Here is a 24,393-nt window from a genome sequence, read left to right as displayed (position 1 = left end):
AGCATTCTGGCCAACCTTCCAGGTCGCTACCACTAAAGAAGGCTCAGAGGTCGTTTTAGTAAAAGAGCTTCCGAATATATCAGACTCGGAAGCTCTCTCGTGTTTCTGGTGGAGACGGGGGAGGGTCGAACTCCCCGTCCAAAAGAAATCCGCCCAGGATATCCTACAAGCTTATCTGGCCACTACATTCACCTGACCGCACTCAGCCAGCCGGGTTTCAGCCAGGCTAAGCGATTTTTCTTAGGCACTCCCTATCGCTATCAGGGTTGCAGCACCCCAACTTTTCGTCGCTCAATCCCTCCCTGTTGGGAAAAGGAAAGGTTGAACGTGGCCTAAGTGATTAGGCCGCTACTGGCATTCTGTTGTCAGTTGTTTTTTTGCTACCTTTTGACGAGGGTGATAGCATCCTCGGCCTGCAATCCCGGGTCGCACATTTCCTCTGTCGAAGCCACTCGTCCCCATATTCAGTTGTTAAGGCTTAGCGTCTGTCTACCTTTACTGCTTGCGCTACATCGCGATCCGATTCGCGCTGGGCAATGGAGCGCCGCTTATCGTAAAGCTTTTTGCCTTTGGCAAGCCCAAGTTCTATTTTGGCTCGCCCATCTTTAAGATACAGTCGGGTCGGCACCAAAGTCAAGCCTTTCCTGGCTGCATCACTACTCAACATGGCGATTTCCTTTTTGTGCAGCAGAAGCTTCCTTGGTCGGGTTGGCTCATGATTATATCGATTTCCGGCGCTGTATTGGGCGATGTGGCAATTCAAAAGCCAGAGTTCGCCGTTCTCCAGCTTGGCATAGGCATCACGGATATTGACCCTACCCTCCCTGACGGACTTTATCTCCGTGCCGGTCAACACGATTCCAGCCTCGATTGATTCCTCAATGAAGTAGTCGTGATAGGCCTTTCGGTTGACGGTGATCGTCTTATTTCTGTCTTCTTTCACATTCAATTCCATTGACTACATTATGTCAACTGAGCGCCGCTGAGTTCGTCTCTCTCGTAAAGTATGGCAACGCCCGCTACCAGACCGGCAGTCTCGGCACGAAGGATACGCCTGCCCAGAGTGACCGGATTGATTCCCTTGCTTCGGGCAAAATCGACTTCGCTTTGGGTGAATCCGCCTTCGGGGCCAATGAAGATATTCATCTGTCTTGCATCAGGGACATTGCTGATAGCAGTCTTGATCCCAGCATTTTGCTCGCCTTCCCACGGCAATAATGAAAAATATCCCGCTTTCTCGCAGGCCTGCCGAAAATCCATCACCGGGTACAGTGCGGGAACCTTGCCTCGCCTGGACTGTTCGGCCGCCTCGATGAGAATCTGATGCCATCTATTGATACGGGTATCGCTGGGACTGCCAGCAACACATCGCTCACAGAGAATTGGGACAAACCCGGAAACCCCGATCTCGGTGCATTTCTGCAAGACGAAATCGAATTTATTGCCCTTGAGTATAGCCTGATACAGGATGATCTCTACTCCCGGATCGTTTTGAGAGCGGCACTGATCCACCACTTCGCCGATAACTGCTTCTTTTACAGCCACCAATCTGACACGGTATTCCATACCGGTATTATCGAGGACGGTTATAAGATCGCCGGGTTTGAGCCGCAATACGTCTCTTAGCTGGCGAGCCTGACTGCCATTGATAACAACCCTGTCGCCCTTGATCCAGTCCGGAGGAATAAAAAAACGATGCATAACAACTTTGCTGAATGGACGGTAACCAGCATTTTGCGGTGACCGAGCAAGGCAGTGGCGCTCTGCTATTCGGGCCGACTGATTGGCAGCGATCTTTATATGGTTATCTGTCAACTGCGCCCGGCGAAGGTATCCTTCACCTTGCCAAAGAAGCCCTTCTCGTCCTTGGGCAGTCTGGCCGGCTCCAGGGTTTTGGCCAAATCACGGAACAGCTTCTTTTGTTCGCCATCGAGGGATGTGGGAGTGACGATATGAACGATAACCACCTCATCCGCTCGCCCGGACTTATTGAGATTCACCGCGCCGGCTCCCTTGATGCGGAAGACCTTGCCGTTCTGCACACCGGGAGGAATCTTCATGCTAAAGTCGCCATCCAGGGTCGGAACCTCAACCTCGCCACCCAGGGCAGCCTGGGCGAAGTTCAACGGGAGATCGTATATGACATCGGCTCCATCGCGGCGGAGGAACTCATGCTTGCTAACTGAGAGCGTCACAAATAGATTGCCCGGAGGCCCACCATTGATCCCGCTGTTGCCCTCGCCCGTAAGCCGAACCGTATTGCCGTCATCTACACCGCCAGGCACTTTCATTATGACCTTTCGCACTCTCTTCTCTCTGCCAATACCGCTACACTGCTTGCAGGGATTCGTGATGACGGTGCCTTTCCCGCGACATTGTTCGCACGGTGTGATATTGGTGAACTGGCCGAAAAGTCCTCGCTGGGAGCGACGGACTTCCCCACTGCCACGGCAAGTGGGGCACTGCACTGGTTCAACTCCTGCCTCGCTGCCGCTGCCATGGCAAATAGAGCAGGGTTCGACGCGCTCGACTTGCATTTCCTTCTCACAACCGAATGCTGCCTCTGCGAAGGTTATTTCCAGACCGTAGCGGATATCTGACCCGCGTTCAACGGTGGACCTGCGGCCACCCGCCGTTCCTCCAAAGAAGGCTTCAAAAATATCGCCGACGCCGCCGAAGTCAAACCCCTCAAATCCCCGGCCGATGCCATCAACTCCGGCATGTCCGAATCGGTCATAGCTGGCCCGTTTCCCGGAATCACTCAACACTTCGTAGGCCTCGTTGATTTCCTTGAACATCTCCTCCGCTTCCTTTTCACCGTTGCGGTCCGGATGATATTTGAAGGCCAGCTTTCGATAGGCCTTCTTGAGCTCATCATCGGTTGCGCCTCGCTTTACACCGAGGACTTCATAATAATCGCGTTTCGTCACCATATCAATCTCTTTTCCTGATATACAGCTGAAGAAATCTTCTGATGTTCCTCAGCATTCATTCAATGGGCCAACTCTTTATTATAGCCCGGACTATCTGGTAGAACAAGCTGGTTAACCTGTAGAACCCGGCAACAATCGCCAGCGTTGTTGAATGAAGCGAAGCCTTTCCAATGCATACAATCAAGCAGAGTATCTTCCGAATGATCGTTTCCGGTGAGGGTCTATTCCGCAGACTTCATACAAAGTAGAATGCGATGGCAATGATAGCGTAAACAGCCACCAGTTGAACCCCTTCCAGCCAGTTGCAGATGCCATCGCTGCCGATGTAATTGATGATCATCACGCTCAAAATCATACCCACGATCAGGAATGGGGGAAAAGCAAGGCTCATGCTGGTTCCAAGCAGCGGGCTGATCAAAACCAGAATGGGAACCACAAAGAGCGCAATCTGTATTGCGGAATTCATACCGATTTCGAGTGACAGTGTGATGTTGTCTCTCAGTCCGAATTGAATCGCTGCCATGTGCTCCGGGATATTGGTAATCACCGCGATGACGACCAGTCCCACAAATGCCTGATGAAGATGGGTGGTATCGATGATGGGTTGGATCACACCGACTAATATGTTCGACTCGATAGCCGCCAGCCCGACAGACAGACCTAGAATCATTGCCGCCTTGGCTGTGCTCCATGTGGCTGGCTCGGAGGCTTCGCGTTGGCTGACAAAGAGGTGGCGGTGAGTGAACAAAACGAAGACAAGACTCAACAGATAGGTTACTCCCAGTGTTATGGAGACCGCGCGGCTCATGAGGATGACCGAGTGTTCCGTATGGACTGTTGGCTCTGCGAGCTCTGCGTAAATCGTCGGCAGGGCGAGGCCGGCAACTGCAATAAGCAGCATAGTGGAAGAAACTCCGACGGAGGACGTATTGAAGGTTTGATCTCTATGTTTGAGCCCGCCAGCGATCATGCTGACGCCAATGAGCAGAAGAATATTAAGGATGATGGAACCAGCCAGCGAAGCCATCACCATTTCCTGCAACCCCTGGTTGATGGCAAAAATGGCAATCATGAGTTCTATGATATTGCCGAAAGTGGCATTGAGCAGACTTCCCACAACAGTGGCAGTCCTCAACGAAAGTTCCTGGGTTGATCTGGACACAAGGCTGGAGATTGGGATTAGACTCAGCAACGTTACGATGAATACTGCCACCGGAGCAATATCCAGAGTATTTAAGGCAATGGAGAGAGGAGCCAGAATGAGCAACGAACCGGGGAGAAACCACGTGTTTCGGAGCATATTTAATCGGGCATTGGATAGCGCTGCCTTCCAGTCAATCGCGTTTGATCAATGCTTACCTGCGATCATCATTATACACCTGCGCAGGTTGGCGGAACACTGAACGGGCTGGATCAAGGGACTGTTTTCAGCGATTGCCGCGGGATTTCTCTCCGGTTTGAGTGTTTAAGCCCTTGACAGCTTCGATCTTTAGTGATATACCTATATCATTCAACCTGATTCGGACTGACGGACTGACGGACTGGCGGACTGGTGACCGGAAATAGGATTTCAGTAGACAGTCCTCAAAAAGGTCTCTCTTATGGGCAGCAATAAGCATTCCAATCCGAGCAGATATGGCCTTTTCCTGAGGGGAAAAAGATATACGCGTCTTCACGGGGAATCCTTGGAAAATACTGCACAGCATCAGACTTCGTTATCCGTTGAAACATGTCTCTTTGGTCCGACGTTCATAGGCAGGAATTTAGCCACCTCTCCCCCCGGTTGATCTGAATAGAATCCGAAAAGCTCCTTTGATTTCAGAGGAAGATGGGGACGACTTTTCGAATCATTCGATCATTCTTTATCAAAAGGCAATCAGATGGAACTAGGAGACAATAGAACAAAAAACAGAAGCCTGGGTTATTTTCACGCAGAGGCAATATCGACCTCCATTGAAAACGGCGGCACGGCCTATCAGGGGCCTGCTCTTGTGGCCGCGGGAGTCGGCGCCCAGGGCGTGCAATTGGTAAGCTCTCTATTGTATGGCATTCTGGCGCTTATGTGCATCAAGATTCCCTCAATTGTCGGCAGGACCAATGGGGTCAAAAGGACTACTTCAATTCTCGCTGTGGCCAATGTGATGACCTGGGTCCCGATTCTTTTTATCTTTCTTTTCATGCGGCCCATCGGTCCTTTCGGACTGATCGCAGCATGCTGGGTTTTGAACTTGATCCCCAGTATCCTTCTCATGCCTGCCAGAGAGAGTTGGATGGTGAGCATGGTTTCCCCGTCAGCACTGCGCCGTTATTTCGGACTACGCTCGGCCATTTCGGCCGGAGTCTACCTGATAACTTTTTGCATCATGGGTTCCGTTTTGCAGATCTTCAGTGGCAATCAGACGCTTATCGGCTTTGTCATCGTTTTTGGCGTGTCCACCATGGCTTCTCTTGTGAGTCTTTTCTTCTACACCCGGATACAAGAAGGCACCGACTTTAAGCCTGCCGCGAGAACTGACCCCAATGACGATGAAATCCGAGTGACGGAGCCAAAATTCGGATTTATCGATTTTCTGAAAGAGACGACCAAGGGTTATCTGGGAACCGTTATCCTCTATTCTTCGACGTTCAATTTTGCAGTGTACATATCAATCCCCTTGTTGGCGGTTTATGTGCTGAACGATCTGCAGCTGGGATACTTCGTTTTTATGATGCTGATCGCCAGTGAATTTTCGGCCAAAGTCATCGGTTCCATGTTCTGGCGAAGATATACCGGCGCACATAGCAACCTGGGGATCATCTGCAAGGTGTCCCCATTCTTGTGCGTGGTACCCTTCCTGTGGTTGTTTTCATCGAATCTCATTTACCTCGCCGCCGTTCAGGCCTTGACCGGTATTATGTGGGCGGGGTTTGAACTGAGCTACAATGTTTTGATATATGAAGCCGCGCCAGCGGAAAAGAGGTTGAACTATATCTGTTACAGCCGAACCTTGAATACGGTATCGATGGCGCTTGGTTCTCTTTCCGCTGTAGGCTTGGTCATGTTCATGTTTCCTATCTTTGGCAGCAAAGTGTTAGGCTTGTTCCTGGTTTCAGGGCTGCTCCGCCTGGGTGTTTTGAGATTCGTTCTGCCGATGATCAAAGATCAGCAGCTGATCACGCCGCGAAGCCATGGGAACGAAGGGAAGCTGCGCAGGAGCATCCCGCTTGATATTGATTCGCCGTTGCCAATCCCCGTGCCTGTGATGGCCTATAGTTCACTGGGTTCATACTCCCAATCCCGAGGCGCGGGGAGATTGAGGAGGGACCCATTTACCTCCAGGGCTTTCATCACTCCCAGAGAGATCGAGGCACTTTCCTCAAAACAAGGACTCTTCTTCAAAGAGATCGATTGGCCTAAATATCAAAGCCAGCCTGTTGCCCCGAAGCCTTTAATGACCCGGGAAGAGAAAGAGGCCATTTCCTCGAAAGGAGGCCTCTTCTTCAGGCCTCGGGACTGGGATAAGTTCGCTGGTAAGCCTTATGCTCCAAAGGTTGATGCGATGACTCCGAGGGAGGCCGAAGCTCTTTCGTTGAGGGAGGGCCTTTTCTTTAGGCCTATGGATTGGCCGCAGTCTCGCAGTGTGGCTTCCAATTTGAAGGCTATCGTAGAGACTCCCAGAGAGATCGAAGCGCTCTCTTCAAAGCAAGGCCTTTTCTTTAGACCTATGGACTGGTCGAAATATACGGGTAGCTCCACTGTTCACAAACCTGTGATGACCCGGGGAGAAAGAGAGGCTCTTCCCCTGAGAAGGAATCATTTCAATAACACTGAGGTTCGATCTTCATCTGCCGGTTTAAAGCCTTCGATGACTCCAACGGAGAGACAGGCCCTTTCCTCAAGGCAAGGCCTTTTCTTCAGAAACGCCGAAAGTTATCAGAATAGGCTCGATTACGGGTTGCGGCAGCGCGGGAAATTATCGGTTATGTATGGTTAAATACCCATTCGAAATGGAGTCTGTGAAAAGAAAATGCGAGGGGAAATCCTCGCATTTTCTTTTCAGTACGACCTCAATAAAGTGTATCTTGAAAACCGATGATCAAAGCGGCCTGGGCCAGAGCGCCGCTCTCTGGACGATAACAGGGATGCTGTCTTCCCACCCAACAGCGAAAAGATGAATGCCATGTATCCCGGAAATCCTTCTGACATCCTCAATGATTTCCAGAGATATCGTCACGCCTTCTGCTTGGGGATCGCTGGCATTCTCCATCCGTCGGATCAACTGGTCCGGCACTTCTATACCAGGGACATGATCACGCATATGGCGGGCCATAGCCGCCGATTTGAGCGGTATGATTCCGGCCAGAATATGTATTTGCTTGTCCAGTTCGCGAGCCGTCACTTCCCTCATCCATTTGGCAAACCGGTCGATATCGAAGATCACCTGTGTTTGAATGAAATCGGCCCCTGCTCTTACCTTCTTGGCCAGCCGCTGAATCCTGAACGCTTGCGGGTCGGCGAAGGGATTTTCAACGGCCCCGATGTGGATGGGGACCTCTCCTGTAATGTCATCGCCGCAGATGAACTTCCTCTCATCCCGCATTGCCTTTAACGCTTGGATCAACTGGATCGAATCGATATCAAAAACGCCTTTGGCGCTAGGGTGATTTCCCAGCGCCTGATGATCGCCAGAGAGGCACAAAATATTGCCAATCCCCAGCGCCACTGCCCCCAGAACATCGCTCTGAATAGCAATCCGATTGCGGTCGCGGCAAGTGATCTGCAATACCGTATCCAATCCCATCTGTTTGAGGATCACACATCCGGCCATACTGGACATTCTGACAATGGCAGTCTGGTTATCCGTGACGTTGACGGCATCAACGTACTGCTTGATCGTTTCTCCTTTCTTTTCCACAACGCGAGCTGTGGCGCTTTTAGGAGGGCCGACTTCAGCAGTGACCGCGAAAGTTCCACTCTCCAGCACTTTCTCCAGGTTAGTTCCTGCTTTCATGATGCTTCAAACAAAAATCTTGCTCTCCCTTGATGAGAGACTAAAGAGTCGACATTACGCTTTTTCGCCCGAAACCCCAATGGCATCCTCTCGAACGATGCTTCTGGGAGCCCCGGAGTCGCTTGGCCTCCAATCCCTGATGGGTTGGATAATCTCCATTTGGGAGAGTTGCCCCAAATCCGAGAGCCGATCGTAGATCAATTGCCATGCGCAAGGGATGTCCAGAGAGACTTCGCATTTGCCCTCTTTCGATCCGCCGCAGGGTCCGTTGAACAGGCTCTTGGCGCATCGAGCTACGGGGCAGATGCCTCCGGTATCGGCCAGAATGCAGTTCCCACACCCCCGGCAACGCTCCAGCCATGTGCCTTCCCTATCGGCCACGGCAAGAAAGGTGGTGTTCAGAGCGGGAACCACAGGCAGCGGTGTCAACATCTCTGCCAGCAGTTGCACTCCGGCACCGCATGCCATTGAGAGAACAACATCGTAGTTTCCGGCTTGTTCTACAATCGGTTCAATATACTCCCGGTCGCACTGGCGCTGGATGGTGTTCTCGCCCAGCACCATCTCTGTTTTGCGGAGCCTAGCATCCATCCTCAGTTGAGAAGCCAGAAGTGAAACTTCCTTCTGGCCGCCTGCCATGCACACGCTGACGCAAGTGCCGCATCCGAGGATCAGCACTTTCTTGTAGCCTTCTAGCATCGCCCTGATTTCGTTAAACGGCTTTCTTTCCCCTACGATCATCTTAGCCTTCCTTCTTTAACGGACTCGGGCCAAGCTGCCGCGCTTTCTCGGTCATCTCGTTAGCAGCAGCGGCGAATGACGGCGCATCCGATGCGCCGATGGGATACATTCTCAATCGATCCCCTTCGATTCCCACTTCTTCCAGCATCTTCCGGGCGCGGTCGACCTGTTTGGTCGCCCGCAGATTCCCTTCCAGAAAGTGACAATCCCCTTCTTCGCAACCAGCCACATACACGGCGTCTGCGCCATCCTCGAAGGCCTTAAGCAGCAGCAGGGCGTCGACTTTCCCGGTGCACATCAATTTCACGATGCGAACATTCGGGGCATATTCCAGGCGCATCGAGCCTGCCAGATCGGCAGCCGAATAGGCGCAGAAGTGACAGCAAAAGGCGACTACCCTGGGTTCAAAAACGCTCACCGACATATGCTACTCATGGGCTGAAGACAGTATTATTTGCATCATTATACCACGATGGTGTAGCGGAACATCAACAATGAGGGTTCTCCCAAAACGTGGAGGGGAGGTGATTCGATCAGATCATCGAAAGGAGGCTTCGTCGAGCGAGGCGAAAAATCGAAGTGAGTCAAATACCGTCGTCCGCACCCATCAGAAATTGATCGCCATATTGGGTATGACGATCGATTTCTGATGTCATGCACAGCAAACGAGCCTTTTCATAAAAGGTCAAATGGATCAGCTCATCATTTGACGCCAGTCAGTATCATTCGGCTGTCTTCGCTTGAAACCGGTCGCTTGTAGATCGGCCGCTTGTTGAAGTCCAACCAGTATCGCCCGATCATCTTCACTGCTTCCTGGAACTTCTCAAATTCCAGCGGCTTTTGGATATAGCTGTTCACCCCCAGCTCATATGCACTCGTTATGTCATAATCGATATCAGAGGATGTCAGCACAACTATGGGAATCGGCTTGGTGAAGACGTTTTCTTTGACCTCCTGGAGCACCTTGAGTCCGAATACATGGGGGAGTTTGAGATCGAGGATGACCAGATCCGGGCGGCTGGCGAAATTCCTTCCCGAATAGGCTCCCCGGCAGAACAGGAAGTCCAAAGCCTCCTTTCCGTCCCCAACCACATGAATATCTTTGGCGATGTTGTTCTTTTTGAGTACGTGAATAACCAGTTCCGCATCGTTGGGGTCATCTTCCACTAGCAATACACGAGCATCTTCCATTTTCCTATTCCTCCTTGAGTTCTTTCGCGGGCGGTGCGGGCAACTCCACATAGAATGTGGAACCTCTGTTGACTGTGCTTTCGGCCCAAACCCGGCCGTTATGATGGACTACAATCCGCTTGACTGTCGCCAGGCCGATGCCATTCCCTTCGAAATCGCTTTTCTTATGCATGCGCTCGAACACTCCAAACAGCTTATCGGCATATTCCATGTCGAACCCGGCACCATTGTCTCGGACCATAAACCCGGGTTTGGCATCCGGCAAAGGCTTCACCTCAATAACCGTGCGTTTAGTATTCCGAGTAAACTTGATCGCGTTTGAAAGGAGATTCACCAGCACTTGCTTGATCAGCACCGGGTCACACTCAACCTGCGGAAGCTGCTGAATTTTGAGATTGATGTCTCTACTTGCCGTTTCAGAGCGAAGATCGGCTATTACCTCATCGAGAATCCCGTTCAAATCTACCCTTTTAATGATGATGTTCTCACGATTGATTCTTGACAAATTCAATAGCCCATCCACCAGAGCGCCTAGACTGGATGCGCTGTCGCCAATCTTGAGAAGGTAGGATTTGGCATATTCAGGTAATTGGTCCTGGCATTCGTTCAGCAGAATCCGGGAGAATCCATTGATATGGCGAAGAGGCGCGCGGAGGTCATGAGAGACGGAATAGGTGAATGCTTTCAGCTCGTCGTTGGCGGCCTCCAATTCGGCTGTTCGATCCTTGACCTTTTTCTCGAGGTTCAGATTGGCTTCAAGGAGTTTCTGCTGCGTCTGGCGCAGATCATCGTTTGCTGCCTCCAGTTCTAGTGTGTGAATCTGGATATCAACATACTGTTCTTGAATCTTTGCCTCGGCTTGCTTACGCTCGCCGATTTCCATTTCCAGCTCTATGGTGCGCCTGGCTACCATTCCTTCGACTTCGGCGGTACGGCCTGTCAGTATCACCAGGTAAGCGGCAAATAGGGCAGTAAAGGCCACACCTGCCGCTGCCACTTCCCATTCCGATTCCTCCACCATTCGAAAAATAACCGCAGTCACCATCAGGCCGGTTGTCGTCAGCAGAGCAATCGGGACATACCTCTGTAGCCACGGCGAGTGACGCCAACTAACAGGTGCTGCATCTGCCAGCGCGGAGTTCCTCACTTGGTTCATCGGCTCGTTCCCTGGCCAGTGGTAATGTGTGTATTGCATGGTGTTTAACTCAGGTAGCTCATCCTAGCAGAAAACTGTTTTAGAAAAGAACGGGGGCATCCCGTATCCTCTGTGCAGGCTGTCCCCCATCTTGCCCTGGAATGGCGTTGACATCGGATTGTCCGTAGTGTAGCGTACGAATGTAAAGAAATCCAAGGAAGCTCTGATCAAATCATAGTCAATCCCCTGATCCCCAATCATGGGGGAAGGATGAGGATTTCGGGGGACACCCCCGAGCCCCCGGCAGGAGAAATCCTGCACCACTTGATCAGATGGCCCTTTGCTCAGCGATTCAGTGAAAGGCATGAGGTATTGGCGTGGATAAGAGAAGCATCCTGATTCTCGGCGGGGCCCGCAGCGGAAAAAGCCGATTGGCCCAGGAGATGGCCGGCACTATCAGCAAGAAGATTCTCTTTGTGGCAACAGCCGAACCGCTCGATAAGGATATGAGCGTCCGAATCGCTAAACACAAGAGCGAACGGCCTCGATCCTGGAAAACCCTGGAGGTTCCCACGAATATCGCCGCCGGGATCGAGAAGCACATAGCGGATTCAGAGGTGGTGTTGATTGACTGCCTGACGCTGCTCGTCACTAATCTGTTCCTGGGAGATGATCGAGGGTTTTCCGATTCCCCGGAGATCGATATGCAGGAGGCCGAGAAACGGATCACAGCCGAGGTGGAATCCTTGATCGAACTCACACAAAAGCACGATGCCGTCTTCATCATCGTTTCTAACGAGGTTGGCCTGGGACTGGTGCCGGAAAACCGGCTGGGAAGACTCTATCGGGACCTCCTGGGGCGGGCCAATCAGATCATGGCCATGCATGTCGATGAGGTCTATTTCATGGTCGCCGGTATTCCTTTGAAAATAAAGGGGTGAGAATGCGAGGCAGAACATTGATGATTCAGGGAACCGGCTCTTCGGTGGGCAAGAGCATCATGGTGGCTGCTTTGTGTCGGATCATGCACCAGGACGGCTTTCGGGTAGCGCCTTACAAGTCGCAAAACATGGCGCTGAATTCATTCGTGACCAGAGACGGCGGCGAGATGGGGAGAGCCCAGGTGGTTCAGGCCGAGGCAGCCGGCATCGAGCCGACGGTGGATATGAACCCGGTGCTGCTTAAGCCGGAGGCGGATGCCAGAGCACAGGTGGTAGTGATGGGGAAACCCTTTACAACTACCAGCGCCTACGATTACTACAAACTCACTCCCGAACTCTTCCCCATTGTGGAAAAGTCCCTCAACCGCCTGCGAGACGAATACGATATTGTCATCATCGAAGGGGCGGGCAGTCCGGCCGAGATCAACCTCCGGCGATTCGAGATCGTGAACATGTCCATTGCTAAACTGGCCCAGGCGCCGGTTCTGCTGGTTGGGGATATCGATAAGGGCGGTGTCTTTGCCCAGCTGATGGGTACCGTTGTGCTCCTGGAAGAAGAGGAAGCAAGCCTCCTGAAAGGTTTCATCATCAACAAATTCCGCGGCGATGTCTCCATTCTCAAACCGGGGCTTGACTATCTGGAAGAGCGCACCAGCATACCTGTCCTCGGCGTTGTTCCCTACTATCACGACATCATGATCAACGAAGAAGACTCCATTTATCGGGAGCCCATTTCGGAATGGGACCGAAAAACCGGGATTGACATTGCAGTGGTGCATCTACCGCGGATTTCCAATTCCACCGACTTCGAACCCTTGCAGCAAGAGGCTGGGGTAAGAGTTCGTTATATCACCATGCCCTGGCAGATGGATAACCCTGATCTTATCATCATACCCGGCAGCAAGAGCACCATCTCCGATCTCTCCCACATCAAGGGAACGGGTCTGGCTAGTGCGATCGTGGAAAAGGCCAGGTCGGGAACGCCGGTTATCGGCATTTGCGGCGGCTTTCAGATGCTGGGCTGGCGGATCGACGACCCTGAGCGAATCGAATCGGAGCACTCACAGGTGGAAGGATTGGGGTTGCTCGATATCGTTACGGATTTCGAGAGCGCGAAAACCACTCATCAGATCAAAGCCAAAATCGTAGCCGGAAAGGGTCTGTTCCGGGGACTGGAAGGCGAAACACTGACGGGTTATGAGATTCACATGGGGCAGTCTCGCCGCGGAAGCACCGCTCCGGCTTTTGAGATTATCCAAAGATCGGATTCAGAAAAAAGCCACCCGGATGGCGCGGTGGGAAACGAGGGCATGATTTTCGGCACCTACCTGCACGGGCTTTTCGATAATGAACGGTTCCGAAGGGCGCTGCTCCGAAATATCAAGCCGAGCTATGAGATATCGGGAGCGCCGCCTGACCTGCCATCCGGAGACGAGCAATACAACAAGCTCGCCGACCTGGTGCGGCAGAGCTTGGACATCGAGCGCATTTATCAGATATGCGGCCTCAAGGGATAATTCGGCGATGGGCCTCTGGTTAGATAGTGCAGGATACCTTCTGCCTGGGTTTTAGGGGGGTGCCCTAAATTCCCCCTCTTCCCCCAAGATTGGGGGTTAGGGGGTTGATAAGCACTTGATCAGAGGTTTCTCAGCAGTCGCAGCCGCAGTCGCAGCCTCCGTGGTGGTGGGATTCCTCCTCGCAATCGCACCCGGCGGAGCAACAGTTGATCATTGACTGGAACTGTCCCAGCTCTTCTTCGGTTGCATCCCGGACGTCGATGACAGAAACTGTAAAATTGAGGGCGGTTCCAGCCAGCGGATGATTGCCGTCCAGCGTGACAACTTCATCAGTCATTTCAGCCACTCTCATGATTTGCATTCCGTCAGGGGTTCCCACTTGAACAAGTATGCCCTCTTCCAGACCATCGAGCCCTGCAAGCCTTTCTTTGGGCACATCCATAAACAGTGCTTCGTCTCTCTCTCCATAGCCTTCCGAAGGAGAAACGGTGACTTTGAAGCTATCGCCGGAAGATTTGCCCTCCAGAGCGAATTCCAATCCCGGGATCAAAAAGCCCACTCCATGAACGTAGGAAACCGGGCCGCTTTTTGATGAATCGTCCAGAAGGTCTCCGTTCTCATCGGTGATGGTGAAGTCAAAAGTGGCGAATTTGTCTTTAGTGATCTGCATCTTTCCTCCGCGTGTCATGTTTTTTCGATCAGGGCGATGATTGTGGGGAAAGAGGTGCACAAATTCAACCGCAGAGCCCAACCCTTCCCGATATTTCAAAGCCGCCATTTCCAGAGTATACCATTTTAGAGAAAACATGCAACTTTATGAAGCTAAGCAGAGGCGAGAATCTAATGAGCTTCGGTAACCGATATCTTGACCACCGGCTTGAACTGAACCTTCCCATTGCCGGCGACCACCACCGATTTCTGAGCATCAAAGTCCAGGGTTAGCGCGGTTGTCTTGCCTGCCTCGATATCGAATGAACCGACAAGTTTGAGCTTACCGCTGGGCAAGGCAGCACTCTGGGTTATGCCATCAACGGTGACTCTCACAGCCGCTACATCCAGACGTATTTGGGTGTAGTGCCCCACTTCAAGCTCCTTGCTGCCCAGAATCTCTTCCACGCCCAGGAGTTCGAGCAACTCAAAACTTCTCTCCTCCCCGATCACGGTAGTCCATCCCCGGTCTCCATCATTACCTGCCGCAATGCCCGTGCCTCCGCTCCCTCCGCTCTTTTGAACTTCGATGTTGCCAATTGTCATATAAACCGATGACACGTCATGGTTGGGAGCATCGGTAATCCGGATTTCAATCGTGCCGGCGTAGGCCGGGCTGGGGCCGATCCCGGGAGGGTTTGATGAAGAAGGCCAGAGGGCAAACATCAGGACCGCGATCATGAGGGCGGCAGTGACAGGAGCCCATATCTTTGGCCTTCCAAACAATCGTTGGAGAATTGAAGGATCCGGACTGTTGAGTTTCTGATGTGATTGAGCCATCTCCCGGAGGAGACTTTCCTTTCCTTTTGTCTTTGCCGCTGCACTGGGCATGAAGGCAAGTCCACTCCGAAACTCAAGGGCCGCGATAAGGAGTGGCTCCAGTTCCGCCGCGAATTCAGGATAGAGCTTGAGGCATTCCTCGACGCTCTCTCCGCCATTCAAGCGGTCGATGCACTCATCCAGTATTTGATCAAATGCCCTTTTCATATCTGCGTTTCCTTGTTCATTGCCTTGCGAAGGGATTGCAGCGCAACCCTCTGCATCTCTCTTACGGCTCCGGCTTTCTTTCCCAAAACCTCTCCGGCCTCTTCAGAGCTGAGATCGGAAAAGAAACGCAAGCCGATCACCTCGCGCTGGCTTTCCGGAAGCTGCTTCAAGGCCTGGGTCAGTTTCTCTACCTGGATACTCGACTCGGCGGCCTCTTCCGGATTGGCTGAGCCTGCAATCACTACATCATCAATGCAAACCGTCTGCCTTTTGCCCGCCTTGCGCACATAGTCGATAACCAGATTGTGCGCGATTTTGAACAGCCAGGCTTCCATCGGCAGCCCGCGCTCCTCGTAGGAATCCAGCGACCTGAATGCCTTCAAAAAGACCTCAGACGCCAAGTCCTCTGCCTCGGTCTGATTGCCGATGCGCACGAAGATATATCGGGCGAGCCTTTCGTAACTGCCTTCGTAAAGACCGGTTAAGGCCTCTTCTCTCTTTTTCCGGGCGGTTTCCTTTCCCGACAAAACACTCCTTACCGAATAAGCGATTTAAGTCCGTTTCCCTTTTGTTAATAGTATACCATCCGCACATAGGAATCAGGTCCTTGGGTGAAGAATGTTTCTTTCTAACCACTAAAACGTACTGCAGCACGATTTGTCAGGTCAGGCTTCCGGCGGCTGATGTTTCGGGTCTGTCATCTGTGCAAATTCGAGATCACGACGATAGTACTATTGCGGTTAGTTACGCAGACCCTATAGAATATAGAATGCCAGTAATTCAAAAGGAGTGAAGATGAAGACATATCGAATACCGATCTTGGCGCTGATCGGGGTGTTGTTATTGCTGTTAGTGATGGCCTGCGGCGATGACGATTCGGATGCAACAACGCCAACGAGTCCCACCGCGACGAGCCCTACTGCGACGATCTCCACTCCATCAGCAGAACCGGCCGATGAACTAACCCTGGTTGTCAGTACACCTCAGGATGAGGCAGTGGTTGATACTTCCCGAATCACTGTATCCGGGACCACGCGATCCGATGCGGTGGTGAGTATCAATGGAGCAATCATCGAAGTCGATTCTCAGGGCAGATTCAGCAGCATCGTGAATCTGGATGCCGGGCCAAATTCCATAGAGGTCGTCGCCAGCGATTTTGACGGCGATGAGAAGTCGGTTAATCTGACTGTCATATATGCTGCCGCATTGCCACTCACCGTCACCGAACCCCTGGATGAAGCAGTGGTCACATCATCTTCAGTGGTAGTAAAAGGAGTGACAAACGCTAATGCAGTGGTCACCGTCAATGGTGAAATCGTCGATATAGATGCCTCCGGCAGTTTCAGTGTATCGGTAAACCTGGAGGATGGCCCCAATCTGATTGAAGTGGTTGCCAGTGATTTCGAAGGCAACTCTTCCACGGTGATGACTACTATCATACGTATCCCGTAGTCAAACCTGACAGTTCTGCGGTTTTTGCGTTATTAAGGGTGTGAGACGTTCGAAAGGCTGCAGAGAACACTTCAGGGAAAACTGCGAGGAGGTGAAAATTAAATGAGAGATCATCATGGTTAACACTAACCAGGCTGATAATTTGGCAGATGTTAACCGCGTTATATCAAAAACAGAGCAGGAGGGAAAAATGAAAATTTCGAGAATCATCCCGGTGATCATCATCAGCATAGCACTTTTGGCAACGAGTATCGGTGCTGCTTTGGCCGATGACCCTGAAGTAACACCAAGCGCGACAACTGTGGCGACACCTGCGGCGGCAGGGGTAAAATATCAGGGGTTGGTGGGCACGATTGAGTCTATCTCGTGGAATAGCGATACTCCGCCCGTCATAGCGGCGATAACATTGGACACTACCGCCCGCGGGGAATTAGAAGTGGCGGTAAATAGCGATACAATCTACAAGATCCCTGGCCAGACAGAAGCCACTCAGGCAGAAGTCATCACTGAGGGGAAGCGTGTGGCCATCCTGGCAACTGAAGAAGAGGGAATCTATACTGCCACCCGGGTGATGTTAATTTCTGAGAAGGCAAATCGATGTCAGGTCCAACACATTAATGGCGTGGTGATGTCGGTTGAGAATGGAGTCATGACCATCACTACAGACGATGGCGAAACTATAACGATTGATATGCCTAATGGACTGAAAGGGGCTGTGGTCGGTAATATGATCTGCGCGGCTGTTCGCCAGTGTGAGAAGGAGAAGATATGCACGGGAATCCAGACCATGGACCAAGTGAGGGAAAGGCTTCAAACTCATCTGGCAGATGTCGTATCCAACAGGGTAGAGAATAAGATCGAGAAGAATAAAAACATAGAGAACCTCAATCGATGGCTGGAGCGGCTGCAAGAACGGAATCAGGAAATGCTGAACACCGCTCTCGAGAACACCAACAATGAGCAAGTCAGAGCAGTTATCCAGAACGCAATTCAAAACGCCAATCAAAACATGAATCAGAATTCAGCAGGCGGTCAGCCTACGTCCAATCAAAATTCCGGCGGCGGCAAGAATCACTAGACCCGTTCGTTGACCATCATCGTGTTCCTCCTTGGTGCAGTGGAGAAGGGATGCCGTTTAAAGGCATCCCTTCTCCATTTTCATCCATTGATCCGGAGGCAAGCGGGATTGTGATGGAGAGCGCTGTGATTTCTTCAACACACTGCTAAATCCGAGGATCAAGTGTGATTGCATTTCCTTGACGGAGATGACACAATTCTCCATACTGATGTATGATATGATCTCGGAACGGATTTTGACCTCCATCCTCCGGTTTGAAATCGGCCGTCACCTTCAGCTTGTGCCTGCCAACCGGAAAATCCTCCCCGGCCCGAAGGCAGACCATCCGTATTTGCTCTATGTTCACGTGCCGTTCTGCGAGCAGCTCTGTCCCTATTGCTCCTTCAATCGATTTCCTTTCAACGAACCAGCCGCCAGAACCTATTTCAAACACCTTCGCTTGGAGATGCAAATGGTGGCTGATCTGGGATATACTTTTCCCTCGATGTACATCGGCGGCGGTACGCCCACTGTGCTGGTCGATGAACTCACCCTCACCATTGATCTGGCGCGTCGGCTTTTCGGCGTCAAAGAGGTCTCCTGCGAGACCAATCCCAATCACCTCACGCCGGAAATTGTGGGAGAGCTGGAGGGACGCGTACAGCGCTTGTCAGTTGGGATTCAAAGCTTTGACACCGGCTTGCTCCAACAAATGCAGCGTTACCACAAGTATGGTTCCGGAGAGGAGATTCTGAAGCGCATCGAGGTGGCGGCAGGGCATTTCCCTACCCTGAACGCCGACATGATCTTCAACTTTCCCAGCCAAACTCAACAAATCCTCAAGGAGGATGTTCGCAAGGTCATCCAGTCCGGCGTGAACCAGACCACTTACTATGCCCTGATGGTTTCCCCTTCGGTGGGCCGTTCCATTCGCCAGAGCGTCGGCAAAGTCGATTACTCCCGCGAGGCAAGTTACTATCAAACTCTCTCCGAGGAGCTGGCCCATGCCTTCAAACCTGTATCGGCATGGTGTTTCTCGCGCCAGGGCGGAGATATGATCGACGAGTACATCATCGACTATGAGGAGTATCTCGGTATCGGTTCCGGGGCCTTCAGTTATCTGGATGGCTCGCTTTATGTCAACACTTTTTCTCTCCGAGAATACGGAGAGCGTATTTCATCGGGGGCGATGTCTGTCTCGCAGGTAAGGCCATTCGCGCAGTCCGATCAGATGAGGTATCGATTCATGATGAACCTCTTTGGGCTCATCCTGGACAAAGAGCGCTTCAAGGAGAGTTCTGGTGTTTCTGTGGGGCGAGGACTTTGGGCTGAGATGGCCTTCATGAAACTGGCTGGGGCCTTTGACAGGAATGACAGCGTGGTCACTCTAACGCCGAAAGGACGCTACCTGCTGGTAGCCATGATGCGGGAGTTTTTCTCCGCCATCAATGACGTTCGGGATCAGGCGCGAACCGCACTATCGCCCGAGGAGTCCGTTACCGCATCCTCGTGTTGATCCCTCAAATCCCTCTTGTCACGGCGTCGGGGAATCATGTATAGGGCGATACGCCAAACTTGCATTTTCCGCTCATTTCTGCTTTTATCGAGTACTGTCAGGATTGAAAAAAGACGTGCTTGGACGGCGGCTGTGTCCCCGGTTTAAGGCATCGGAACGAAAGATGAAGCGAGTTTACCTTGATTATGCGGCGACCACACCCACTCATCCCGATGTGGTGAAGGCAATGCTGCCCTATTTTAATGAAACCTTCGGAAATCCCTCCAGCATCCATTCGTGCGGCCAAGAGTCCAAAGAGGCCATCGATGAAGCCCGGAGGAAAGTTGCCCGTCTGATCGGGGCGCAGGAGGAAGAGATCGTCTTCACCAGTGGCGGGACTGAAGCGGATAACATGGCCATCATCGGAACAGCTCAGCCTAACCAATCCAAAGGGAATCATATCATCACCACTTCTGTGGAACACCATGCCGTCCTGGAAACCTGCAAGTTTCTGGGGAAGCGTGGGATTGAAGTAACTATAGTGCCAGTGGATAAAGATGGTCTGGTCGATCCCGAAGATGTGCGCCGGGCCATCAAGAAAGAGACAGTTCTGGTTTCAGTCATGCATGCCAATAACGAAATCGGCACTGTTGAGCCGATTGCCGAGATCGGAAAGATCGCCAGAGAGGCCGAAGTTTATTTTCATACCGATGCGGTGCAGACGGTGGGACACGTTCCTGTGGATGTGGATAATTTAGGGGTGGACTTGCTCTCGATGTCGGCGCACAAACTATATGGACCGAAAGGGATGGGAGCCCTTTATATTCGCAAAGGAACAATGGTGATTCCCCTGCTGCACGGTGGCGAACAGGAGACGAGGCGTCGGGCCGGGACGGAGAATATACCGGGAATTGTCGGATTCGGCAAGGCAGCTGAACTGGCTCAAAACGAAATGGCCGAAGAGATGGAGCGGTTGACCCGCCTGCGCCAGAAGCTGATCAGCGGTATCGTCGCCCGCATTGATCATACCCGTCTGAACGGCCATCCCCAGAAGAGACTGCCGAACAACGTCAGCATTGCCTTCGATTTCGTTGAGGGCGAATCGATGCTTTTGAATCTTGATCTGGCGGGCATTTGTGTTTCCACCGGCTCTGCCTGCAGCTCCGGCGACACCGAGCCATCCCATGTTCTGGCGGCTATCGGCTGCTCTCATGCGCAGGCACATGGTTCCCTGCGATTCAGCCTGGGGAAATGGACTACCGATGATGATATCGATCGGGTGCTGGAGGTTCTGCCTCCAATTGTGAGCAAGCTGAGAGCCATATCGCCGCTGATACGGTAAACAATCCCTCTCAGTCCTCTTGATGAGGAAGGGGGTTTTTCAACGAAACAAAAGGAGCGTCACAAACCAGATGAGCGAAATGCCCGAAATCGGTAAGATATCCCCGGAGATTTTCACTGAGTTGATCTTCCCCCGGCTGGGTGCGCAGAGCAAAGATATCCTGGTGGGACCCCAGCATGGTGTGGATGTGGGGATCGTTGAAATCGGCGATAAAGCAGTAGCTCTGACCACCGATCCGGTCTTCATTGTCCCGGAATATGGTTGGGAGCGGGCTGCATGGTTTGCCCTGCATATCCTGGTCTCGGACGCGGTGACCAGCGGACTCACGCCCAAATTCCTTTCCATCGATCTCAACCTGCCGATGGAGATGACCAAGGAACAACTGGATATTGTCTGGGGTGTCATTCATCGCGAGTGTGAGCGATTGGGAATCGCCGTCATTTGCGGGCACACTGCCCGGTATGAGAACTGTCACTACCCGATGGTTGGCGGAGCAACGGTGCTGGCTATCGGAGGAAAGGATGAGTACGTGACTCCCCGGTTTGCCCGCGCCGGAGATAAGATCATTATCACCAAAGGGCCGGCCATCGAAGCCTCCGGCATCTTCGCCACCATGTTCCCCAGTCTGCTGGAGAAGGAGTTCGGGGCGGATTTTGCCAACAAGGCGCAGGGGATTTTCTACCAGATGTCCGCCGTGGAGGATGCGCTCACTGCCGTAAGCGTTGGGGTGCGCGATAATGGGATCAGCTCCATGCACGATGCCACCGAATGCGGAATTTGGGGGGGGCTCTACGAACTGGCCCAGGCATCCGGTTTGGGTGCGAGGGTTCAGAAGGAAGACATCCTGATAGAAGAGTGCGTGCCTGAAATTTGCCGATACTTCGGTATGGATCCCTATGCGGCTATCAGCGAAGGCACTCTGATCGCTTCCTGCAGGGCGCACAAAGCGCAGGCAGTCGTGGATGCGCTGGCGAAAAAAGGCATTCGCTCCTCCATCGTAGGGGAACTGACCGATCCCAAGGAAGGCATGGTGTTGATTGAAAAGGGCAAAGAGCGCAAGCTGGAGCACCCGATTGTCGATCCCTTCTGGAAGGCGTTCTATGATGCCTTGGCCAAGTACGGCGCCCTGCAAGGGAAATGATGTCCAGAGTTGTGGTTGGGATGAGTGGTGGGGTAGATTCCTCTGTTGCCGCCGCTCTCCTTAAGGAGCAGGGTTATGCCGTCATTGGCGTGACCATGAAGATATGGGCGGGAGAGGCTTCCTGTGGTGAAGAAAGGGGTCACGGCTGCTACGGACCGGGTAAGGAAAGGGATATCGAAGATGCCCGAAGGGTGGCGCAGAGCCTGGATATCCCCTTCCACGTTTTCGACCTCAGTCGGGAATATAAAACAGAAGTTCTGGATTACTTCTGCCAGGAATATCTCTCGGGCAAGACTCCCAATCCTTGCGTTCGCTGTAACCACCGCATCAAGTTCGATGCCCTCCTTGAAAAGACCCGGGCCAGTGGAATCGAGTTCGATTATTTTGCCACCGGCCACTACCTTCGCTCCGAATATGATCAGATCAGGAAGCGCTACTTGCTCAAGAGGGCCAGGGATTTGACCAAAGATCAATCGTATTTTCTCTTCTCCCTGACCCAGCAACAGCTTGCCCGATCCCTTTTTCCTCTCGGCGGTTACACCAAGAGAGAGGTTCGAAAGATGGCGGCGGATCGTCATTTGACCGTCCATGAGAAACCTGAGAGCCAGGATTTCGTGATCGGAGGCTATTCCTCTCTTCTGGATTCAACTCCTCGCGGGTCTATTATCGATAGAGGGGGGAAAGTGCTGGGTGAACATCGAGGGATTCCCTTTTACACCATCGGGCAGCGCAAGGGGCTGGGGATTGCTGCCGGGCATCCGCTTTACGTTATCGGAATTGACCCGCAGAGGAATACCATTATTGTAGGTGAAGAGGAAGACCTGTACAACGATGAACTGGTGGCCTCAGGGGTGAACTGGATCGCATTGGAAAGGCTCCAGACGAAAATGAAGGTAAAGGCGAAAATTAGATATCGCCATCCGGAGGCGGAGGCCGTCATTGCTCCATTGGAGAACGGCCAGGTGCGGGTGAAATTCAAGGAGCCGCAGATGTCCATTACCCCGGGGCAGGCAGTAGTCTTTTACGATGGGGATATTGTGGTCGGTGGTGGGACGATCGAGAGCACGGCAAAGGCAAGCAGTTTCTATGTCACCGGTGAGAAGGAGCAGATTGTATTGGAAGAGACTACACCTTGACACTCATCGGCATAATATAATATAGTCTTACGAGGATAGTCTTCCACGAACATGGGATGCACCTGAAGTGACGTGCAATATCTTTATCGTGTAGCTGGGCCTATCCATCAAACGGATCATATTTTGCTAGGAGGCAGTCGTTAATGGACAAAGTCGTCAACAGTCTGGAAGAAGCGATCGCTGATGTGAAAGATGGCGCTGTGATAGCCATACCCGGCTTCTTTACGTGCGGAGTCCCCCGGGCGTTACTGAATGCGCTGATCGAGAAAAAGGTAAAGAATCTGACCCTGACTTGCGGGTGCGGCCCTCTGGTGGGATGCACTGAGGAAGCGGCCAAATTGATCCAGAACGGACAAGTCAAGAAAGTCGTCGATTCCTATGGCCTTCCCCGCTCAGCCAGCAAGGGTCTGCAAGATCCCTTCGAACAGGCCGTGAGAGCAGGGAAGATTGAGTTCGAGGTTTACCCCATGGGAACCCTGGCTGAAAAGTATCGAGCCGGTGGGGCAGGGATCGCTGCCTTTTACACGCCAACGGGCGTGGGCTCAGTTGTGGAGGAAACCATCCTCACCAACATCGTGGTCAACCGAAAGAAAAAAGAGACCCGGGTGTTTGACGGAAGAAAGTACATTCTGGAAACTGCTCTGAGGCCCGATTTCGCCTTTATTCATGCCATAGTCGGAGATCGGGAAGGCAATCTGAGATATGCCAAGACAGCCCAGAACTTTAATCCGGTGATGGCTATGGCAGCCAAAGTGACCATCGCTGAAGTTGAGAATCTGGTTGAGCCCGGGGAGCTGAAGTCTGACGACATACACACTCCAGGGGTATATGTTCAGAAGGTAGCCCAGGTCGAGCGTCCCAAGTTCAAGATCGGTATCAACTAGATTCAAGGAGGAATGCAAGCGTGTCAAGTAACAAAATTAACAAACCAAAACTCGAGGGGCTTCCTCGTGAGATGATTGCCATGAGAGTCAGCCGGGAGATCAAGGACGGCATGTACGTCAACCTGGGAATCGGTATACCGACGCTTGTCAGCGACTGGATAGAGGGAAAGGACATCTGTCTCCAGGCAGAGATCGGCATGCTGAAGACCGGACCCATCGCTTATGATAATGATGTAGACCAGGATCGAATCAATGCCAGCTGTCAGCCGGTGACCGAGTTGCCGGGGAGCGGTTTCTTTGATATCGTCCAGTCATTCAGTATGATCAGGGGCGGACATATCGATATCGCGGTCATGGGAGCTCTCCAGGTTAACGCCAAGGGTGACTATGCCGGATGGCTGAACCCGTCAAGAGGTTTGGATGGCGTAGGCAATATCGGCGGATCGATGGATTTGGCTGCCGGCGCAAGGAAACTGTACATCGCTATGGAACACACCACTCCGGATAATCAGCTCAAAGTTGTCAATGATTTGACCTACCCTGCTACCACCGTAGGCAGAGTCAGCATGATATTTACTGATCTCGCTGTGATGGAGGTCATTCCCCATCGAGGACTTGTCCTCAGAGAGGTAGTTGCCGGATTGACCGCAGAGGATGTCCAGTCAGTAACTGGCCCTAAGCTGATCATCAGCCCGGATTTGAAGGAAATCGAGCTTTAGGCGAAAGCAGATAGACGGAAAAA

Annotated in this window: 23 protein-coding genes and 1 other RNA gene; 11 read left to right on the top strand and 13 right to left on the bottom strand. The window is 52.2% G+C overall.

The features are described 5' to 3' along the window. Positions 1 to 106 precede the first annotated feature (106 nt). The 5 genes from ssrA to cax form a co-directional block, all read right to left on the bottom strand. Positions 107 to 460, bottom strand: a transfer-messenger RNA (tmRNA) gene (gene ssrA / locus PHV74_02840). A gap of 18 nt (positions 461 to 478) precedes the next feature. Then, positions 479 to 943, bottom strand: coding sequence for an SsrA-binding protein SmpB (smpB, locus tag PHV74_02835; GenBank protein MDD5093301.1), 465 nt, complete (start codon positions 941 to 943; stop codon positions 479 to 481). A 20-nt stretch (positions 944 to 963) separates the two neighbouring features. Further along, entirely contained in the window at positions 964 to 1,701 is a 738-nt protein-coding gene (locus PHV74_02830; protein ID MDD5093300.1) for an RsmE family RNA methyltransferase, read from the bottom strand. 110 nt (positions 1,702 to 1,811) lie between these two features. Next, on the bottom strand, positions 1,812 to 2,933 hold the full coding sequence (gene dnaJ / locus PHV74_02825; GenBank protein ID MDD5093299.1) for a molecular chaperone DnaJ: 1,122 nt from the start codon (positions 2,931 to 2,933) through the stop codon (positions 1,812 to 1,814). Positions 2,934 to 3,168: 235 nt separating this feature from the next. Then, on the bottom strand, positions 3,169 to 4,233 hold the full coding sequence (cax, locus tag PHV74_02820; protein MDD5093298.1) for a calcium/proton exchanger: 1,065 nt from the start codon (positions 4,231 to 4,233) through the stop codon (positions 3,169 to 3,171). A gap of 580 nt (positions 4,234 to 4,813) precedes the next feature. On the opposite strand from cax, the gene PHV74_02815 reads away from it, so the two are divergent. Further along, positions 4,814 to 6,907 (top strand): hypothetical protein, encoded by a 2,094-nt coding sequence (locus PHV74_02815; protein ID MDD5093297.1) that lies wholly within the window; start codon positions 4,814 to 4,816, stop codon positions 6,905 to 6,907. 102 nt (positions 6,908 to 7,009) lie between these two features. On the opposite strand, the gene PHV74_02810 is transcribed toward PHV74_02815, so the two are convergent. From PHV74_02810 to PHV74_02790, 5 genes are all read right to left on the bottom strand, one after another. Continuing rightward, positions 7,010 to 7,924, bottom strand: a complete 915-nt coding sequence (locus tag PHV74_02810) for a methylenetetrahydrofolate reductase (protein MDD5093296.1) — start codon at positions 7,922 to 7,924, stop codon at positions 7,010 to 7,012. A gap of 54 nt (positions 7,925 to 7,978) precedes the next feature. Beyond that, the gene (locus PHV74_02805; GenBank protein ID MDD5093295.1) at positions 7,979 to 8,665 is read right to left on the bottom strand and encodes a methylenetetrahydrofolate reductase C-terminal domain-containing protein; all 687 of its coding nucleotides are present in this window, start codon (positions 8,663 to 8,665) and stop codon (positions 7,979 to 7,981) included. Position 8,666: 1 nt separating this feature from the next. Then, positions 8,667 to 9,083: a hydrogenase iron-sulfur subunit gene (locus PHV74_02800; GenBank protein MDD5093294.1), complete on the bottom strand. Its 417-nt coding sequence runs from the start codon at positions 9,081 to 9,083 to the stop codon at positions 8,667 to 8,669. 284 nt (positions 9,084 to 9,367) lie between these two features. After that, a complete protein-coding gene (locus PHV74_02795) occupies positions 9,368 to 9,856 on the bottom strand; it encodes a response regulator (protein MDD5093293.1) in 489 nt (162 codons plus the stop codon). A gap of 4 nt (positions 9,857 to 9,860) precedes the next feature. After that, positions 9,861 to 11,012 carry an ATP-binding protein gene (locus PHV74_02790; protein ID MDD5093292.1) on the bottom strand — a complete coding sequence of 384 codons (1,152 nt, stop codon included), beginning with the start codon at positions 11,010 to 11,012 and terminating at the stop codon, positions 9,861 to 9,863. Between the two features lie 356 nt (positions 11,013 to 11,368). On the opposite strand from PHV74_02790, the gene cobU reads away from it, so the two are divergent. Together cobU and PHV74_02780 are read left to right on the top strand one after the other, a co-directional pair. Next, entirely contained in the window at positions 11,369 to 11,932 is a 564-nt protein-coding gene (gene cobU, locus PHV74_02785; GenBank protein MDD5093291.1) for a bifunctional adenosylcobinamide kinase/adenosylcobinamide-phosphate guanylyltransferase, read from the top strand. Between the two features lie 2 nt (positions 11,933 to 11,934). After that, positions 11,935 to 13,449 (top strand): cobyric acid synthase, encoded by a 1,515-nt coding sequence (locus PHV74_02780; GenBank protein MDD5093290.1) that lies wholly within the window; start codon positions 11,935 to 11,937, stop codon positions 13,447 to 13,449. Positions 13,450 to 13,579: 130 nt separating this feature from the next. Here PHV74_02780 and PHV74_02775 read toward each other — a convergent pair whose 3' ends face one another. From PHV74_02775 to PHV74_02765, 3 genes are read right to left on the bottom strand one after another with little or no spacing between them, the layout of a single operon-like run. Next, a complete protein-coding gene (locus PHV74_02775; GenBank protein MDD5093289.1) occupies positions 13,580 to 14,257 on the bottom strand; it encodes a peptidylprolyl isomerase in 678 nt (225 codons plus the stop codon). A gap of 32 nt (positions 14,258 to 14,289) precedes the next feature. Beyond that, on the bottom strand, positions 14,290 to 15,144 hold the full coding sequence (locus PHV74_02770; GenBank protein MDD5093288.1) for a DUF4382 domain-containing protein: 855 nt from the start codon (positions 15,142 to 15,144) through the stop codon (positions 14,290 to 14,292). Then, entirely contained in the window at positions 15,141 to 15,671 is a 531-nt protein-coding gene (locus PHV74_02765) for a sigma-70 family RNA polymerase sigma factor (GenBank protein MDD5093287.1), read from the bottom strand. The genes PHV74_02770 and PHV74_02765 overlap by 4 nt, the downstream gene beginning before the upstream one ends. 268 nt (positions 15,672 to 15,939) lie before the next feature. Here PHV74_02765 and PHV74_02760 point away from each other — a divergent pair, with 268 nt between their 5' ends. The 8 genes from PHV74_02760 (at position 15,940) to PHV74_02725 (ending at position 24,370) form a co-directional block, all read left to right on the top strand. Next, on the top strand, positions 15,940 to 16,596 hold the full coding sequence (locus tag PHV74_02760; GenBank protein ID MDD5093286.1) for a hypothetical protein: 657 nt from the start codon (positions 15,940 to 15,942) through the stop codon (positions 16,594 to 16,596). A 190-nt stretch (positions 16,597 to 16,786) separates the two neighbouring features. Next, positions 16,787 to 17,674 (top strand): hypothetical protein, encoded by an 888-nt coding sequence (locus PHV74_02755; GenBank protein MDD5093285.1) that lies wholly within the window; start codon positions 16,787 to 16,789, stop codon positions 17,672 to 17,674. A gap of 208 nt (positions 17,675 to 17,882) precedes the next feature. After that, complete coding sequence (locus PHV74_02750) at positions 17,883 to 19,169, top strand: coproporphyrinogen III oxidase family protein (GenBank protein MDD5093284.1); 1,287 nt, start codon at positions 17,883 to 17,885, stop codon at positions 19,167 to 19,169. A gap of 163 nt (positions 19,170 to 19,332) precedes the next feature. Beyond that, complete coding sequence (nifS, locus tag PHV74_02745; GenBank protein ID MDD5093283.1) at positions 19,333 to 20,490, top strand: cysteine desulfurase NifS; 1,158 nt, start codon at positions 19,333 to 19,335, stop codon at positions 20,488 to 20,490. Between the two features lie 70 nt (positions 20,491 to 20,560). After that, positions 20,561 to 21,631: an AIR synthase family protein gene (locus PHV74_02740; GenBank protein MDD5093282.1), complete on the top strand. Its 1,071-nt coding sequence runs from the start codon at positions 20,561 to 20,563 to the stop codon at positions 21,629 to 21,631. After that, positions 21,628 to 22,767 (top strand): tRNA 2-thiouridine(34) synthase MnmA, encoded by a 1,140-nt coding sequence (gene mnmA / locus PHV74_02735; protein MDD5093281.1) that lies wholly within the window; start codon positions 21,628 to 21,630, stop codon positions 22,765 to 22,767. The genes PHV74_02740 and mnmA overlap by 4 nt, the downstream gene beginning before the upstream one ends. A 143-nt stretch (positions 22,768 to 22,910) precedes the next feature. Then, on the top strand, positions 22,911 to 23,651 hold the full coding sequence (locus tag PHV74_02730) for a CoA transferase subunit A (protein MDD5093280.1): 741 nt from the start codon (positions 22,911 to 22,913) through the stop codon (positions 23,649 to 23,651). A 20-nt stretch (positions 23,652 to 23,671) separates the two neighbouring features. Further along, positions 23,672 to 24,370 (top strand): succinyl-CoA--3-ketoacid-CoA transferase, encoded by a 699-nt coding sequence (locus PHV74_02725; protein ID MDD5093279.1) that lies wholly within the window; start codon positions 23,672 to 23,674, stop codon positions 24,368 to 24,370. The last annotated feature ends 23 nt before the right edge of the window (positions 24,371 to 24,393 follow it).

Source organism: Dehalococcoidia bacterium, assembly GCA_028711995.1.
GTDB lineage: Bacteria > Chloroflexota > Dehalococcoidia > SZUA-161 > SpSt-899 > JAQTRE01.
The sequence above is the reverse complement of the archived record's forward strand: the minus strand, read 5'-3'. Positions and strand labels throughout refer to the sequence as shown.